The organism is Halomonas sp. ML-15 (genome assembly GCF_014779595.1).
Taxonomy (GTDB): domain Bacteria; phylum Pseudomonadota; class Gammaproteobacteria; order Pseudomonadales; family Halomonadaceae; genus Franzmannia.
Genome location: NZ_JACXZT010000019.1, coordinates 1,577,490 through 1,590,870, shown reverse-complemented (window position 1 = coordinate 1,590,870; position 13,381 = coordinate 1,577,490). Strand labels below are relative to the sequence as shown.

At 65.4% G+C, this 13,381-nt stretch carries 14 protein-coding genes and 1 tRNA gene; 6 read left to right on the top strand and 9 right to left on the bottom strand.

Features of this window, described 5'->3' with window-relative positions; all coding sequences use genetic code 11:
• The first annotated feature begins 117 nt into the window (after positions 1 to 117).
• Entirely contained in the window at positions 118 to 1,062 is a 945-nt protein-coding gene (locus tag IEI94_RS19090; RefSeq protein ID WP_191168825.1) for an ABC transporter substrate-binding protein, read from the top strand.
• Between the two features lie 24 nt (positions 1,063 to 1,086).
• Here the strand turns inward: IEI94_RS19090 and IEI94_RS19085 are convergent, their stop codons facing one another.
• From IEI94_RS19085 to IEI94_RS19070, 4 genes are read right to left on the bottom strand one after another with little or no spacing between them, the layout of a single operon-like run.
• Positions 1,087 to 1,905 carry an alpha/beta hydrolase fold domain-containing protein gene (locus tag IEI94_RS19085; protein ID WP_191168824.1) on the bottom strand — a complete coding sequence of 273 codons (819 nt, stop codon included), beginning with the start codon at positions 1,903 to 1,905 and terminating at the stop codon, positions 1,087 to 1,089.
• A 4-nt stretch (positions 1,906 to 1,909) separates the two neighbouring features.
• On the bottom strand, positions 1,910 to 2,365 hold the full coding sequence (locus IEI94_RS19080; RefSeq protein WP_191168823.1) for a thioesterase family protein: 456 nt from the start codon (positions 2,363 to 2,365) through the stop codon (positions 1,910 to 1,912).
• Complete coding sequence (locus IEI94_RS19075) at positions 2,365 to 3,321, bottom strand: L-carnitine dehydrogenase (RefSeq protein ID WP_191168822.1); 957 nt, start codon at positions 3,319 to 3,321, stop codon at positions 2,365 to 2,367. The genes IEI94_RS19080 and IEI94_RS19075 overlap by 1 nt, the downstream gene beginning before the upstream one ends.
• Positions 3,318 to 4,226, bottom strand: coding sequence for a 3-keto-5-aminohexanoate cleavage protein (locus IEI94_RS19070; RefSeq protein ID WP_191168821.1), 909 nt, complete (start codon positions 4,224 to 4,226; stop codon positions 3,318 to 3,320). The genes IEI94_RS19075 and IEI94_RS19070 overlap by 4 nt, the downstream gene beginning before the upstream one ends.
• A 260-nt stretch (positions 4,227 to 4,486) precedes the next feature.
• Here IEI94_RS19070 and IEI94_RS19065 point away from each other — a divergent pair, with 260 nt between their 5' ends.
• From IEI94_RS19065 to IEI94_RS19050, 4 genes are read left to right on the top strand one after another with little or no spacing between them, the layout of a single operon-like run.
• Complete coding sequence (locus IEI94_RS19065; RefSeq protein ID WP_191168820.1) at positions 4,487 to 5,476, top strand: Bug family tripartite tricarboxylate transporter substrate binding protein; 990 nt, start codon at positions 4,487 to 4,489, stop codon at positions 5,474 to 5,476.
• Between the two features lie 54 nt (positions 5,477 to 5,530).
• On the top strand, positions 5,531 to 5,980 hold the full coding sequence (locus IEI94_RS19060; protein ID WP_191168819.1) for a tripartite tricarboxylate transporter TctB family protein: 450 nt from the start codon (positions 5,531 to 5,533) through the stop codon (positions 5,978 to 5,980).
• A 12-nt stretch (positions 5,981 to 5,992) separates the two neighbouring features.
• Positions 5,993 to 7,510, top strand: a complete 1,518-nt coding sequence (locus IEI94_RS19055) for a tripartite tricarboxylate transporter permease (protein ID WP_191168818.1) — start codon at positions 5,993 to 5,995, stop codon at positions 7,508 to 7,510.
• Positions 7,497 to 8,540 carry an AbrB family transcriptional regulator gene (locus tag IEI94_RS19050; protein WP_191168817.1) on the top strand — a complete coding sequence of 348 codons (1,044 nt, stop codon included), beginning with the start codon at positions 7,497 to 7,499 and terminating at the stop codon, positions 8,538 to 8,540. Before IEI94_RS19055 ends, IEI94_RS19050 begins: the two co-directional genes overlap by 14 nt.
• Here the strand turns inward: IEI94_RS19050 and IEI94_RS19045 are convergent.
• Together IEI94_RS19045 and IEI94_RS19040 are read right to left on the bottom strand one after the other, a co-directional pair.
• Complete coding sequence (locus tag IEI94_RS19045; RefSeq protein WP_191168816.1) at positions 8,470 to 9,891, bottom strand: sensor histidine kinase; 1,422 nt, start codon at positions 9,889 to 9,891, stop codon at positions 8,470 to 8,472. The genes IEI94_RS19050 and IEI94_RS19045 overlap by 71 nt on opposite strands.
• Entirely contained in the window at positions 9,891 to 10,562 is a 672-nt protein-coding gene (locus IEI94_RS19040; protein WP_191168815.1) for a response regulator transcription factor, read from the bottom strand. The genes IEI94_RS19045 and IEI94_RS19040 overlap by 1 nt, the downstream gene beginning before the upstream one ends.
• A 160-nt stretch (positions 10,563 to 10,722) precedes the next feature.
• Between IEI94_RS19040 and IEI94_RS19035 the strand changes: the two genes are divergently transcribed.
• Positions 10,723 to 12,378, top strand: coding sequence for a GMC family oxidoreductase (locus IEI94_RS19035; protein ID WP_191168814.1), 1,656 nt, complete (start codon positions 10,723 to 10,725; stop codon positions 12,376 to 12,378).
• Between the two features lie 9 nt (positions 12,379 to 12,387).
• On the opposite strand, the gene hepT is transcribed toward IEI94_RS19035, so the two are convergent.
• The 3 genes from hepT to IEI94_RS19020 form a co-directional block, all read right to left on the bottom strand.
• Entirely contained in the window at positions 12,388 to 12,798 is a 411-nt protein-coding gene (gene hepT / locus IEI94_RS19030; RefSeq protein ID WP_191168813.1) for a type VII toxin-antitoxin system HepT family RNase toxin, read from the bottom strand.
• Positions 12,788 to 13,195, bottom strand: coding sequence for a type VII toxin-antitoxin system MntA family adenylyltransferase antitoxin (gene mntA, locus IEI94_RS19025; protein WP_191168812.1), 408 nt, complete (start codon positions 13,193 to 13,195; stop codon positions 12,788 to 12,790). The genes hepT and mntA overlap by 11 nt, the downstream gene beginning before the upstream one ends.
• 85 nt (positions 13,196 to 13,280) lie before the next feature.
• Positions 13,281 to 13,357, bottom strand: a tRNA-Pro gene (locus IEI94_RS19020).
• Between the last annotated feature and the right edge of the window lie 24 nt (positions 13,358 to 13,381).

The following is a 13,381-nucleotide window of genomic DNA, read 5'->3' as shown; positions in this document are numbered from 1 at the left end:
CAGCTCATGGCCATGTGAGAAAGACGTATAGCGTGGTGATGGTGTCGTGTTGCGTCAAGTTCGTTCTCCTAAACCGGGCAGACTGATAGTACATCATCAAATAAGAGGCAGAGTCCCATGTTCGCTAATGCTGCTCTATCGTCGCGCGCACTGCGCGGTATCGCCGTGCTTGCTCCGCTACTGTTCGCCGCTCAGGCGCAGGCCGATCTCGACGAGGTACGCTTCGGTGTGCCGCCGTGGCCAGGGGTCACCGTCAAGTCGGAGGTGGCGGCCCAGCTGATGCAGGCGATGGGCTACGACACGCGTCAGAGGGAGCTGGCGGTCAGCGTGATTCTCGAAGGGTTGGCCAATGACGACCTGGATGTCTACCTGGGCGGCTGGTATCCGGTACAGGTTGATATGGTCGAACCGCTGGTCGATGCCGGCAAGCTCGAGAAGTTGGTCTCGAATATCGAGGGCGCCAATTCGGGGTTAGTGGTGCCGCGCTACGTGCATGAGGCCGGGGTTGACTCGGTCGCCGACCTGGCGGCACACAGGGAGCGCTTTGGCGGCAATATCCTGGGGATCGAGGCCGGTAGTGGCGTCAACAACGCCATACTGGCGGCGATTGATCAGGATCTGGCAGGGCTGGGCGACTGGAACCTGCGCGAAAGCTCCACCGCGGCGATGCTGGCACAGGCCGGTCAGATGATGGACAACCAGGAGTGGGTAACCTTCGTCGGCTGGGAGCCCCACTGGATGAATGTCAGCTTCGATCTGGTCTATCTGGAGGATGCCGACGACGCCGGCATTGCGGCCATCGAGAGTACGGTGTGGACTATCGTGCCGACTAGTCTGGCCACCGAGGATCCCCAGCTGCACCGCTTTCTGTCGCAGTTTGTGGTGGATATCGAGGTCCAGAATGATTGGGTGCATGGCTACAGCTATGAGGACCATCCCGCCGACGAGGTGGCCCGTGAGTGGATTGGCGCAAACCTCGATATCGTCGCCGAGTGGTTGGATGGCGTCGAGGCACGCGACGGGGAGCCGGCCATCGAGACGGTCAGCGCCGCCTACCCATAATACCCTCGCCACCGCTGCGGCGGTTTAGAGACGAGCCTTCAGCGCCTGGCAGAAGTCCTGCCAGGCGCTGTGCATTGTGGGCAGTAGCGCGTGGGCATGCAGGGCGGCGTGGACCATGCCCGGGGCGCAGCGATAGACGACCTCTGCTCCGGCGTTGCGCCAAGCGTCGACGGCGGCTTCCAGTGGCGCGGTAAGGGGGTCGTGTTCCACCGTCAGCACGTGTAGATGGCGGCTCGGCGGTTCCATTTCGGCGATCATTGGCAGAGCTGCTGGGCAGAGGCGGCGAATCGAGAGGACGTCGTTGCGACTGAGCAGCGGGGCATCGGGGCCCAGCGTCGAGCCATCGAGGCCGCCCAACGGCGGATAGATCAACCCCAGCGGCGGTGTCGGGGCCGGCAGCTCCCTGGCCAGGTCGAGCACCAGCCGCCCGCCGGCGCTGTCGCCCACCAGCGCCAGCGGGGCGATGGCCTCTGCCACTGCACGGCAGTCGGCGAGCATGGTGGCATAGCCCACCTCTGGAGCCAGGCGGTAGTCGACGCTCACTACCTCACGGTTGAGCTGAACGGCGAGGCTCGCCGCCACGCCGTGATGGCTCCTCGGTGAGCCCAGCGTGAAGCCACCACCATGCACGAAAAGCACTCGCCCAGCGTTAGCCGCTGCCGGTATCAAGCGGCGTACCGCCACGCCGGCCAGGCGCTCGTCTGCCACTTCCAGGCCCGCTGGGTCGGGCGGTGAAAAATCGGCGCAGAGTGCGTCGTAGCGGGCTCTCGCCGCCGCTGGCGCCAGCCCTTCGAGCTCGGCCAGGCCGGCGGCGAAGCGTTGGATAAAGGTCTCGATATCCATTCGCTTAGCGCCGGATAGCGATGCTGCGCCCGGCGAGTGTCGGCCAGGCATCTGGTTCGGCCTGGGGCAGGGCGGCAACGACGTCGGCGACCGGCGCCGGGAAGGCGTCGGGGCGGCCGCTCTGCTGGTTGATGCCCATCAGCATCTGCTCGCTAGAGGCTAGCAGGCTGCGCTCCTCGTCGAGCAGTTCGAAGAGGACATGCAGCCGCTTGGCGTCGTGATCCAGCAGGGTCAGCGTCACTTGCAGTGGCTGGCCCTCATGGGCCCCACGGCGGTAGCAGAGGTGGGTCTCCAGGGTGTAGATGGTATAGCCGTGGCGGGCGCGTCCTGCGGCATCCAGGCCGATATGCGCCATCAACGCCTCCACCGCCAGGGAGAAGACCCTGGCGTATTCGGCGTCGTTCATATGACCGTTGTAATCGACCCACGCCGGGGCCACCCGGGTCTCGAGGATCATCATCAGATGCGCCCCTCCAGGCCTTCCGCTTCGGGCCAGTACTTGTGCACCAGGCCGAGCAGTTCCACCAGGAAGTCATCGCGGCGGCGGTCGAGCTCAGCCACCGGGCGGCCGGCGGCCTGGTGCTCGCAGCCTTCGACCACCTTGTCGATCAGCTCGTCGGTGAGCTCGGGAGCCTCGAGCTTGGTCCAGGGCAGCTTCAGGGCGGGGCCGAACTGCTCCAGCATATGGCGCATGCCCGGCTCACCGCCGGCCAGATGGAAGGTCAGGAAGGTGCCCATCAGCGACCAGCGCAGGCCGCAGCCGTAGACCACCGCGGCGTCGATCTCTTCGGTAGTGGCCACGCCGTCGTTGACCAGGTGCAGCGCCTCCCGCCATAGCGCCTCCATCAGGCGGTCGGCGATATGCCCCTCGATCTCGCGACGCACCACCAGCGGGCGCATCTCGAGCGCCTGATAGAGCGACGTGGCGAGCCGGGTCTGCTCGGCGGCAGTGGCCTCGCCCCCCACCAGCTCGACCAGCGGCAGCAGGTAGACCGGGTTGAAGGGGTGGGCGACGATCACCCGCCCCGGCGCCCGGCTGCAGTCGCGCTGCAGGTCGCTGGGCTTGAAGCCGGAGGTGGAGGAACCGATGATCACCTCCGCGTCGGCGGCGGCGTCCAGGGCGGCGAGGATCTCGCGCTTGAGCGCCAGGCGCTCGGGCACGTTCTCCTGGATCAGGTCGGCGCCGACAACGGCCTCCTCGGGGCTAGCCACGAAGCGGAGTCGTGCGGGGCTGGCGCCCTCGGCCAGGCCCAGGCGTTCAAGCGATGGCCAGGCGTTGTCGACGAAGGCGCGGCTGCGCTCGGGGGCGTCCGGCGCCGGGTCGAAGGCCACGACGTCCCAGCCTTGGGCCAGAGCCCGGGCGATCCAGCCGTTGCCGATCACCCCGGTGCCGATCACGGCGAGACGACGACTCATACCGCACCTCCTGCGATCTGACCACTGTGCGGATCGCGCAGCTTGAGATGGGTGCGGGTCTCGGCCGGGGTCATGACCCGGGCGCCGAGGTTATCGATCAGGCTGGCGGCTTTCTCCACCAACTGGCCGTTGCTGGCCAGTACGCCCTTCTTGAGATAGAGATTGTCCTCCAGTCCGACCCGGGCATGGCCGCCGAGCAGCACCGCCTGGGCGACCATGGGCATCTGCTGACGACCGATACCGAAGGCCGCCCAGTGGGCGTTGTGGGGCAGCTTGTTGCGCATGGTCAGCATGGTCTCGGTGTCTGCTTCGGCGCCCCAGGGAATGCCCAGACAGAGCTGGTAGAGGGGATCGCCGTCGATCAGGCCCTCCTGCTGCAGCTGGCGGGCGAACCATACATGGCCCAGATCGAAGCACTCCAGCTCCGGTTTTACCCCGGCGGCCTGCACCAGGCGGGCGTGCTCACGCAGCCAGTCGGCGGGATTCACGTAGACCATGTCGCCGAAGTTGAGGCTGCCGCAGTCGAGGGTGCAGAGCTCCGGCAGCAACTCGCTCACCGGTTCGTGGCGCTGTGCCGGGGTCTGGATATCGGTGCCCGGGCCGCCGCGGGTGGGGTCCTGGGCATCGGGAAACCAGTCGCCGCCGCCGCCGGCGGTGATATTCATGACGATATCCACGTCCGCCTCGCGGACCCGCTCCATCACCTCGCGGAAATGGTCCACGGAGTGGCTGATACCCCCTGTCGCGGGGTCGCGCACATGGATATGCGCGATGCTGGCGCCGGCTTGGGCGGCGGCGATGCAGTCGTCGGCAATCTGCCGGGGGGTGACCGGCACCCTGTCGCTCTTGGCGGTGGTGTCGCCGGCGCCGGTGACGGCGCAGGTCAGAATGACGTTGCGATTCATGGTGGGGCTCCTCCCGCGAGTGAATGCGATGTGGGGAGTGTCGCCCTGACGCGCTGGATCGACGCTACATGATGCGTCGCTTGATTGGCGTATTACGCCATATCCGGCGATCTCGCCTGGCGTTTCGGACCGGCCAAGGGGGATTCAACTTTGGTCTAGAGATGGCGCCGTGCAAGCTTGGTGACAGTTTCGTCGGATAGCGTGCATTTCCACATAGGCACTTGCCTGTGACAATAAATCCTTACAAGAGGGGAAACGCCATGCTCAATATTATCAACAAGAGTGCGCTGCTGGTGGGGGCTGCCGCCATGCTGTCTACGCTCGCGCTGCCGGTGGTGGCAGAAGAGTTTCCCGATCGGCCGGTCAATATGGTGGTCGGTTTCGGTACCGGGGGCAGCGCTGACCGCATGACCCGGACCATGTCGAGCTTTGTCGCCGAGGAGCTCGGAGTGCCGGTGCAGGTCACCAATCGCCCCGGGGCAGGCACCCAGGTATCGGCCAACTACATCCTCAATATGCCGGATGACGGCTATACGCTGTACGCCTCGACGTTTGCTCCCTACCTGACCAACACCATCCTGAGCGGCGGTGCCGACTACAGCGTCGATGACTTCTCCTATCTCAATTTCCAGTGGTTCGACCTCGACCTGATCGCGGCCAACAAGGACAGCGGTTTTGAGGACCTGCCGACGCTGCTGGAAGCCATTCGCGACAACCCCGGCGAGGTGCGTGGTTCGGTGGTGCAGGGCTCTGCCGGTCACCTGATGGTGCGCCTGCTGCTCGATGAGGCCGGCATCCCCCAGGACAACCTCAACCTGGTGACCTACAACAGCGGCGGTGAGGCGCGCTCGGCGGTCGCCGGCCAGCAGGTCGATTTCGTGTCGATCAGCGCCCAGGGCAGCGAAGGCATCCGCGAATTCCTGACGCCGTTGGCGATCGTCAACGACGAGCGTATCGACCAGTGGGATGCTCCGCCCATCAATGAGGCGCTCGCCGACATGGACCTGGAGGTGCCGGTGCTGCAGGGCTCCATGCGCGGTTTCGCGGTGACTAGCGAGTTCGAGCGTCAGCATCCCGAGCGCTTCGAGATCCTGGCCGACGCGATCCAGAACGCCTTGGCGCGCAAGGAGGTCCAGGATCAGCTCGAGAGCCAGGATATCGGCGGCGTTTGGGTCGGTCCCGAGCGTGCCAATGAGCTGATGCGCGAGAACTACGAGACCTTCGAGAAGTACGCCCACCTGCTCAACTGATGCTATCCGTTGCCGCCGCCTCATGCTCCGCATGGGGCGGCTGGGAGTGATGTCATGACCACCCGTGATCGCGACTATGGGGACCTGCTGGTCCTCATGGCCCTGGCTGGCTTTACGCTCTGGTATCTGTTCGATGCCATTCGCGTCTCGTCCGCCGTCCAGAACCTGCTGCTGATTCTCCCCCTGGCCCTGATCGTGCTGACCATCGTGCTGCTGGAGCTGGTAGTGCGGCTGCGCAAGGGCACGCTGCTGGCGCGTCCCGAAGATGAACCGCTGCGCCAGACCCTGCCGGTGGTAGGGCTCTTCGCCGCCTATGTGATCTCGCTGGAAACGCTCGGTTTTGACGTGGCCACGGTGCTCTTCATTGCCGCCTTCCTGGTGCTGAAAGGCGAGCGCAACTGGCTGCTACTCGGCGGCTACAGCCTGGCCTTCGGCTTTGGCGTGGCGTTCTTCTTCGCGCTGATGCTGCCCTATCCCATGCATATGCTGATCCTCCAGGGCTAACGGGGTAACACCATGATCGATTTCACGGCCGTCGAGCAGGGCCTGAATCTGCTGTTTTCCGACTTTAGCCCCTGGCTGGTAGTGGTGCCGGGGATCATTATCGGCCTGATCTTCGGCGCCACGCCGGGGCTGCAGATCTCCATGGCCATGGCGATCTTCCTGCCCATGACGCTGTACATGGATTTCGTCCAGGCGATGCTGTTTCTGACCGCGATCTTTACCGGCGGCTCTTTCGGCAGCGGTATTCCGGCGATCCTGATGAATATCCCCGGCACCTCGTCGGCGATCGCCACTGCCTTCGATGGTTACCCGATGGCCCGCCAGGGGCGCCATAACCAGGCCCTGGGTATCGCGCTGGCCTCGTCGGTGATCGGCGTGCTGATGGGCTATCTGATTCTGTTCGTGATGATCCAGCCGCTCTCGCTGATGGTGCTGAAACTGGGGCCGGCGGAGATGTTCGCGGTGATCCTGTGGGGCATGACGCTGATCGCCAGCCTCAAGGGCGAGCAGGTACTCAAGGGGTTGATCGCAGGTTTCGTCGGCCTGCTGGTAGGCACCATCGGCTTCAACGAGCTGGGCATGGCGCGCGGCACCATGGGCCAGACCTATCTGCTCGACGGGGTGCCGGTGATCCCGGCGATGATGGGCATGTTCGCCGCTTCCGAGCTGTTCAAGCTGGCCAACAAGGGCTTTATCGTCGAGTCCGAAGCGTCGCGCAAGGTGCGTATCGGCGAAATCTTCGAAGGCTTTGGCATGGCCCTCCGCTATCCGTGGGTGATGATCCGCGGCGGCCTGATCGGGGTCTTTGTCGGCGCCGTGCCGGGGGTGGGGTCGTCGGTGTCGAACCTGCTCTCCTACGTCGAGACCCAGCGCCGCGATGCCGACCCCGCCTCCTTCGGCAAGGGCAATCCCAAGGGGGTGGTGGCGTCCGAATCGGCCAACAGCACCTCGGAAGCGGGGTCGATGGCGACGCTGCTGGCCCTGGGCATTCCCGGGGGCGGTGCCACGGCGGTGATGCTGGCCGCCTTCGCCATGCACAATATCACCGGCGGCCCGCAGTTCATTCGTCAGCAGACCGATGTGGTCTACGCCATCATCTTCGCCAATTTCGCCCAGGTGTTCCTGCTGGTGGTGGTCGGGCTGCTGTTCATCCCGCTGCTGGCCAATATCATCAAGGTGCCGATGCGCTATCTGATTCCGTCGGTGCTGGTGCTGGCGGTGATGGGCTCCTTCGGCCTCACCGGCAATATGACCGGGCCGGCGACGGTGCTGATCTTCGCCGTGGTGGGCTGGCTGTTCCGCCACTACGGTTACTCGGTGCCGGCGGCGGTGATCGGCATGCTGCTGGGGGCGATGGCCGAGAAATCGCTGCTGCACTCCCACCAGATCAGCGGCGGTGATATCACCTACCTGTTCGAACGGCCGGTGGCGATGGGCATCGTGGTACTGATGCTGGTGTCGCTGTTCGGGCGGCCGTTGATGGCACGACTGGGCCGCAAGCGGCTAGCATCGACCGATGCATCGAGCTAAGTCGGTACGGCCGTTGACCGGGCGAACCCTGGCCCTGGGCGCCCTGGGCGGCGCTATCGCCACTCTGCTGGCGCTGCCGCTGGCATGGATGCTGGGGGCGCTGTTCATGGTGCTGGCGGTGTCGCTGCTGGGCGTCACCACAGCGGTAGACAAGCGGCTACACTGCCTGGCCATCGCCACGCTGGGGGTATTTATCGGGCAGCGCGTGGATGCCGGCGAATTGGCGCAGTTGGCGGCATGGTATCCCAGCGTGATCGCCATGCTGCTCTATATGGCGCTGCTGCTGGTCGGCGGCGGAGCGCTCTTCATGCGCGGCGGTGTCGCGCCGCTCAACGCGCTGTTCTGCGCCTTCCCGGGCAGCATGAATACGGCGCTGGTGCTGGCCGAGCGTGCCGGCGGTGATGTGCGTTGGATCGCCATTTCCCACTCCATGCGCCTGGCGGTGGTGGTGTCGTCCGCCGCGCTGATGGCGGCGCTGCTGGTCGATGAAGTTGCCATGGCGGATGACGCTGGGCTTCTCACCGTCGATCTACTCTGGTGGCTGCTGGCGCCGGCAAGCTGGTGGCTGGGGCGCCGCCTGCGGCTGCCGTTGGCCGAGTTTCTCGGTCCGCTAGTGGTGAGTGCGCTGCTCACCAGTCTGGGCGTGCCACTGACACTGCCCAGCGTCTGCCTACTGCCGACCTTTCTGATTCTCGGCAGCTCCATCGGCTCGCGCTTCTCGTCCACCTCCTTGCGGCGCGTGGTGAAGGTGGGCCGTGTGGGGCTGCTGTTTGCGCTGTTTGCCGTGGCCCTGGCGGCAGGGGTGGCGCTGCTGGTGGCGTTCATCACCGAGCTTGGCTTCGTCGCGGTGCTGCTCGCGCTACTGCCCGGTGGGGTGGGCGAGATGGCGGTGATCGCCGTGGCCGTCGACGTCGACCCGGTCTATGTGGTGTCGCACCATGTGCTGCGCCTGCTGCTGCTTATCGCGCTGACGCCGTTGATGCTGCGCTGGGTGCGGGCGCGCTATGGGGAAGCAGCACCGGGAAGCTGACGCTGGCCTCGAGGCCGCCCTCCTGGCGGTTGCGCAGGATCAACTCGGCGCCATGGGCCTGGGCGATCTGCTCGGCGATGGCCAGCCCCAGGCCACTGCCCTGGACACGCGTATCGGCACGGTAGAAGCGTTCGGTGAGGCGTGCCAGGCGCGCCTCGTCGACGCCCACCCCAGCATCGCGCACGGCCAGCAGGCAGCGGCCGTCGCGACACTCGACGCTGACCTGGATGCTGCCGCGATAAGGCTGCTCGCCGCCGGCATGGAGGCTGGCGTTGTCGATCAGGTTCTGCACCATCCAGCGCAGCATGATGGGGTCGCCGAGCAGCGCGGGCGTGCGCTCATCGGCTTCCAGGGCCAGCTCCTGGCTGCGCTGATAGATGCTCGTCGCTGCCTGGGCGCAGGCGTCGCGGCAGATCTCCACCAGATCGACCCGCTTGAGGTTGGCGCTGTCGACCAGCTCATGGCGCGTCTTGGCGTATCTGAGCAGCTGCTCGACGGTATGACCGGCGTGTTCGGCGATGCGCTTGATCTCGTCGAGATTGGCGCGGGTCTCGGGCTCGCTGCTGCGCGCCAGGGTCAGTTCGCTCAGGGCACGAATCTCCGAGACCGGCGTACGCAGTTGATGCGAGACGTCGGCATTGAGCTGCTGGGTGTTCTGGATGCTCAGGCGCATGCGCTCCATCAGCTGATTGATGCTTTGAATCAGCGGCGCCACTTCCCGCGGCACCTCGCCAACCAGCGGCTCCAGGTCATGCTGTGAACGGCGGTGCAGGGAGCGGCGGATGGCATTCAGCGGTGCCAGGCCCTTGTGGATGGCCAGCAGGGCGATGGAGATGGCGAGCAGTCCGCCGACCGCCATCAGGCCGCTAAGGGTGAGCATAAAGTCACTGACCAGGGCCTGGCGCGCTTCGGTGGACTCGGCGACGATCACCTCGATCTCGCGAGACTGGTTGGCGCGGGTCAGTGGGAAGGTCAGGGCGACGGCGCGCAGTGAATTACCGGCATAGTCGACGTCGTAGAACAGCGGCTGCTCGGAGACCTCAGGCGGCCCTTCGAGGCCGGCAAAGCCGACCAGCATGCCGCCGTCGACCTCCTGGATGCGATAGAAGATCTTGCCATCGCCACGACTGCCCAGGGTGCTGATGCTGAAATAGTGCATATTGACGCGCAGCTCGCCATCCACCGAGTGGATGCGCCGTTCGACCCGCTCGGCGGCGTTGAGCAGCATGTCATCGAAGGTCTCGTTGATCTGTCGCGACAGCAGGTAGTAGCTGGAGAGCAGCGCCAGCATGGCCAGACCAGTGAAGGGCAGACCGATCCAGATCAGCAGGCGGGACCGAATCGAACGCATCAGCCGCCATCCTGGGGGTCGAGCAGGTAGCCCAGGCCGCGCACCGTCTTGAGGCCGACGTCGACGCCAAGTTTCTTGCGCAGGCGCGACACGTAGGTCTCCACCGCCGTGTGGCTGACCGGTTCGTCGGTGGTGGAAAGACGGTCGGCGATCTGCCCCTTGCTGACCAGGCGCCCTTGATTGATCAGCAGGTACTCCATCACCTCCAGCTCACGGCGGTGCAGCGCGACCGTCTCGCCGTCGAGGCGCAGCTCCATGGCATCCGGGTGGAATTCCAGGCGACCGCTGCGCAGGGTGTCGCCGCCGAACTGTTTGGCGCGGCGCACCAGCGCCTTGGCCCTGGCGGCCACCTCGTCGAGGGAGAAGGGTTTGCAGAGGTAGTCGTCGGCGCCCTCTTCGAGCCCCAGGATGCGCTGGTCGAGGGCATCCCGCGCCGAAATGATCAGTACGGGGATGGTGTCCTGACGCTGGCGCAGCCGCCGCAGCAGGCTGATACCGTCGAGCTCCGGCAGCCCCAGGTCGAGGACCAGCAGATCGAAAGCGCCCACCTCCAGGCAGTGCTCGGCGCTGCGGCCGTCGCGGCTCACCTCGGCCTTGAAGCCGGTGTCTTCGAGTGCCGCCGAGATGGAGCGCGCCAGATTGTCGTTATCCTCCACCACCAACACTTTCATCGCTCCATCCCCGGCCACGCTGCGAGTTCAGCATTCTATCATTGACCGCGGGGCCGACGGCTAACCGAAAGGGCAATTGTCGGGCGCTGGCAAGCCGTTAGGCTGGAGTGGGCCTGCGGCATCGACGCCGCTCGATACAGCAACGAAGAATGGTGCGCCAATGCGGGATGATCTGACAGCGTTCGACTACATCGTGGTGGGCGCCGGTACCGCCGGCTGCCTGCTGGCCAATCGCCTGAGCGCCGATCCGACCAACCGGGTGCTGCTGATCGAGGCGGGCGGGCGCGATAACTACCACTGGATCCATATCCCGGTGGGTTATCTCTACTGCATCAACAACCCGCGGACCGACTGGATGTTTCGCACCGAGCCCGATCCGGGGCTCAACGGCCGTTCGCTGATCTACCCGCGTGGCAAGACGCTGGGCGGCTGCTCGAGCATCAACGGCATGTTGTATATCCGCGGCCAGGCGCGGGACTACGACGGCTGGGCCGACGCCGTGGGCGACGACGCCTGGCGCTGGGAGCACTGTCTGCCCGACTTCATCAAACATGAGGACCACTGTCGGCTGGATCAGGGCGGCGACGCCGATGCCGCTCACCGCGATTTTCATGGCCACGGCGGGGAGTGGCGGGTCGAGAAGCAGCGGCTGAGCTGGGAGGTGCTGGATGATTTCGCCGAAGCGGCGGTCGAGGCGGGCATACCACGCACCGACGATTTCAACCGTGGCGACAACGAGGGCGTCGACTACTTCGAGGTCAACCAGCGCGGCGGCTGGCGCTGGAACGCCTCCAAGGCCTTCCTGCGCGGCGTCGCGAAGCGCGACAACCTGACCCTCTGGCACTCGGCCCAGGTGCTGCGGCTGCTGTTCGAGGAGGGCAGTGGGGGAGCGCCACGTGCCAGCGGCGTCGAACTCCAGCGCAACGGTAGCCTCAGCCGGGTGAAGGCCACCCGCGAAGTGATACTGGCCAGCGGGGCCATCGGCTCGCCGCAGCTGCTGCAGCTCTCCGGTATCGGGCCCGCTGACCTGCTCACCGAGCACGACATTCCGCTTGTGCGCGAGCTGCCGGGGGTGGGGGAGAACCTGCAGGATCATCTGCAGATCCGTTCGGTCTATCGGGTCAGCGGTGCCAAGACCCTCAACACCCTGGCGGCCTCCTGGCTGGGCAAGGCCAAGATCGGCCTGGAGTACCTGCTGCACCGTACCGGGCCGATGAGCATGGCGCCGTCGCAGCTATGCGCCTTCACCCGCAGCAGCGACGACTACCCGCATCCCAATCTCGAGTATCACGTCCAGCCGCTCAGCCTGGAGGCCTTCGGCCAGCCGCTGCACGACTTCCCGGCGATCACCGCCAGCGTCTGCAACCTCAACCCCGCCAGTCGCGGCACGGTGCGCATCAAGAGCGCCGACCCGCGTCAGGCGCCGGCGATCTCGCCCAACTACCTGAGCGCCGAGGAGGATCGCAAGGTGGCGGCGGACTCGCTGCGGGTCACCCGGCGCATCGCCGAGCAGCCGGCCTTTGCCAAGTATCGGCCGGAGGAGGTCAAGCCCGGCGTCGAGTACCAGAGCGACGAGGACCTGGCACGCCTGGCGGGGGACATCGGCACCACCATCTTCCATCCGGTGGGCACGGCGAAAATGGGCCGCGCCGAGGATCCCATGGCGGTGGTCGATGCGCACCTGCGGGTGCATGGGGTAGACGGGCTGCGCGTGGTGGACGCCAGCGTGATGCCGACCATCACCAGCGGCAATACCAATTCACCGACGCTGATGATCGCCGAGAAGGCGGCACGCTGGATCTTGGCCGGGGAGTGATCAGCAAGCTCAGCTCAGTTCGATCAGCCGCCGCGCGAAACTCAGCAAGTCGTCGCTATGTTTGGTGATGATGGCGACAACGATGGGAATCTGTACCTTCTGGTAATCGTGCACCGAGATGTTACGAAAGCCGGTCATGCGTTTCAGCACGTCGGCAAGCGGCGCTTCAAGCAACTGGGCAGCGACCAGCAGATCGAACACCTCGCGGGCGCTCTGCGGTGCTCCCAAGGCCTGGCGACGAACCAGGTGGGAGCCACCGTCGATGGCTGCCTCGCAGGCGCGCTGCAAGTTGAGAATGGCGGCATCCTGGCGGGTAAAGTCCTGCGCAAACCCATCGCCTGCGGCAGCATACTCCTGCTGGGCGCGAGCCACGCAGCGTTCGATCGTGGCTGCCTTGTTGAGCAGCACGTCATCGGTCATAGACGCGGCCTCGCTGGCGAATGTCGGAGAGGATGCCGCTGCGCATGATCTGCAGATCCCAATACTGACTGAGAGAGGTGACCTCGAATTCATCAGCGGCTTGATCGCGCTGCCATAGGCGTGTGCCATGGTTGATGACCTGATGCTGCATCACGGTGCTGGCGTTGCGTAGATCCACCAGATCGACATCCCGGCCCAGCATGCCGGCGAGTTCGTCACCGAGGTGCCAGAGCGCTTCAGCGTCCGCCGGACTGGGTAGCAGGATGGCAAGATCGATGTCGCTGTCCTGCTGGGCCTGACCGCTGGCCTGACTGCCGAACAGGTAGACGGCCTGCAGCGAGGGTAGCGCTTGGCGCAGCAGGTCGAGCAATGTCTGGTGTTGAGCAACCGTCAGCATGTAGTCGCTCCGGAAGCGGCGTGGAGTTGCCAGATTAGCACAACGAAAACGCCCCGCGAGTGAATCGCAGGGCGTTGGGAATTTCTGGTCGGAGCGACAGGATTCGAACCTACGACCTCTGCCTCCCGAAGGCAGCGCTCTACCAAGCTGAGCTACGCTCCGACGCTGTTGGGCTTGCGCCTCAAC

Bases quoted from the DNA above. Each gene is read 5' to 3' on its own strand.
- IEI94_RS19055 (WP_191168818.1), top strand. From the start codon at position 5,993: ATGATCGATTTCACGGCCGTCGAGCAGGGCCTGAATCTGCTGTTTTCC.
- IEI94_RS19050 (WP_191168817.1), top strand. From the start codon at position 7,497: ATGCATCGAGCTAAGTCGGTACGGCCGTTGACCGGGCGAACCCTGGCC.
- IEI94_RS19080 (WP_191168823.1), bottom strand. From the start codon at position 2,365: ATGATGATCCTCGAGACCCGGGTGGCCCCGGCGTGGGTCGATTACAAC.
- hepT (WP_191168813.1), bottom strand. From the start codon at position 12,798: ATGACCGATGACGTGCTGCTCAACAAGGCAGCCACGATCGAACGCTGC.
- IEI94_RS19070 (WP_191168821.1), bottom strand. From the start codon at position 4,226: ATGAATCGCAACGTCATTCTGACCTGCGCCGTCACCGGCGCCGGCGAC.
- IEI94_RS19060 (WP_191168819.1), top strand. From the start codon at position 5,531: ATGACCACCCGTGATCGCGACTATGGGGACCTGCTGGTCCTCATGGCC.
- IEI94_RS19040 (WP_191168815.1), bottom strand. From the start codon at position 10,562: ATGAAAGTGTTGGTGGTGGAGGATAACGACAATCTGGCGCGCTCCATC.
- IEI94_RS19065 (WP_191168820.1), top strand. From the start codon at position 4,487: ATGCTCAATATTATCAACAAGAGTGCGCTGCTGGTGGGGGCTGCCGCC.
- IEI94_RS19090 (WP_191168825.1), top strand. From the start codon at position 118: ATGTTCGCTAATGCTGCTCTATCGTCGCGCGCACTGCGCGGTATCGCC.
- IEI94_RS19035 (WP_191168814.1), top strand. From the start codon at position 10,723: ATGCGGGATGATCTGACAGCGTTCGACTACATCGTGGTGGGCGCCGGT.
- IEI94_RS19075 (WP_191168822.1), bottom strand. From the start codon at position 3,321: ATGAGTCGTCGTCTCGCCGTGATCGGCACCGGGGTGATCGGCAACGGC.
- mntA (WP_191168812.1), bottom strand. From the start codon at position 13,195: ATGCTGACGGTTGCTCAACACCAGACATTGCTCGACCTGCTGCGCCAA.
- IEI94_RS19085 (WP_191168824.1), bottom strand. From the start codon at position 1,905: ATGGATATCGAGACCTTTATCCAACGCTTCGCCGCCGGCCTGGCCGAG.
- IEI94_RS19045 (WP_191168816.1), bottom strand. From the start codon at position 9,891: ATGCGTTCGATTCGGTCCCGCCTGCTGATCTGGATCGGTCTGCCCTTC.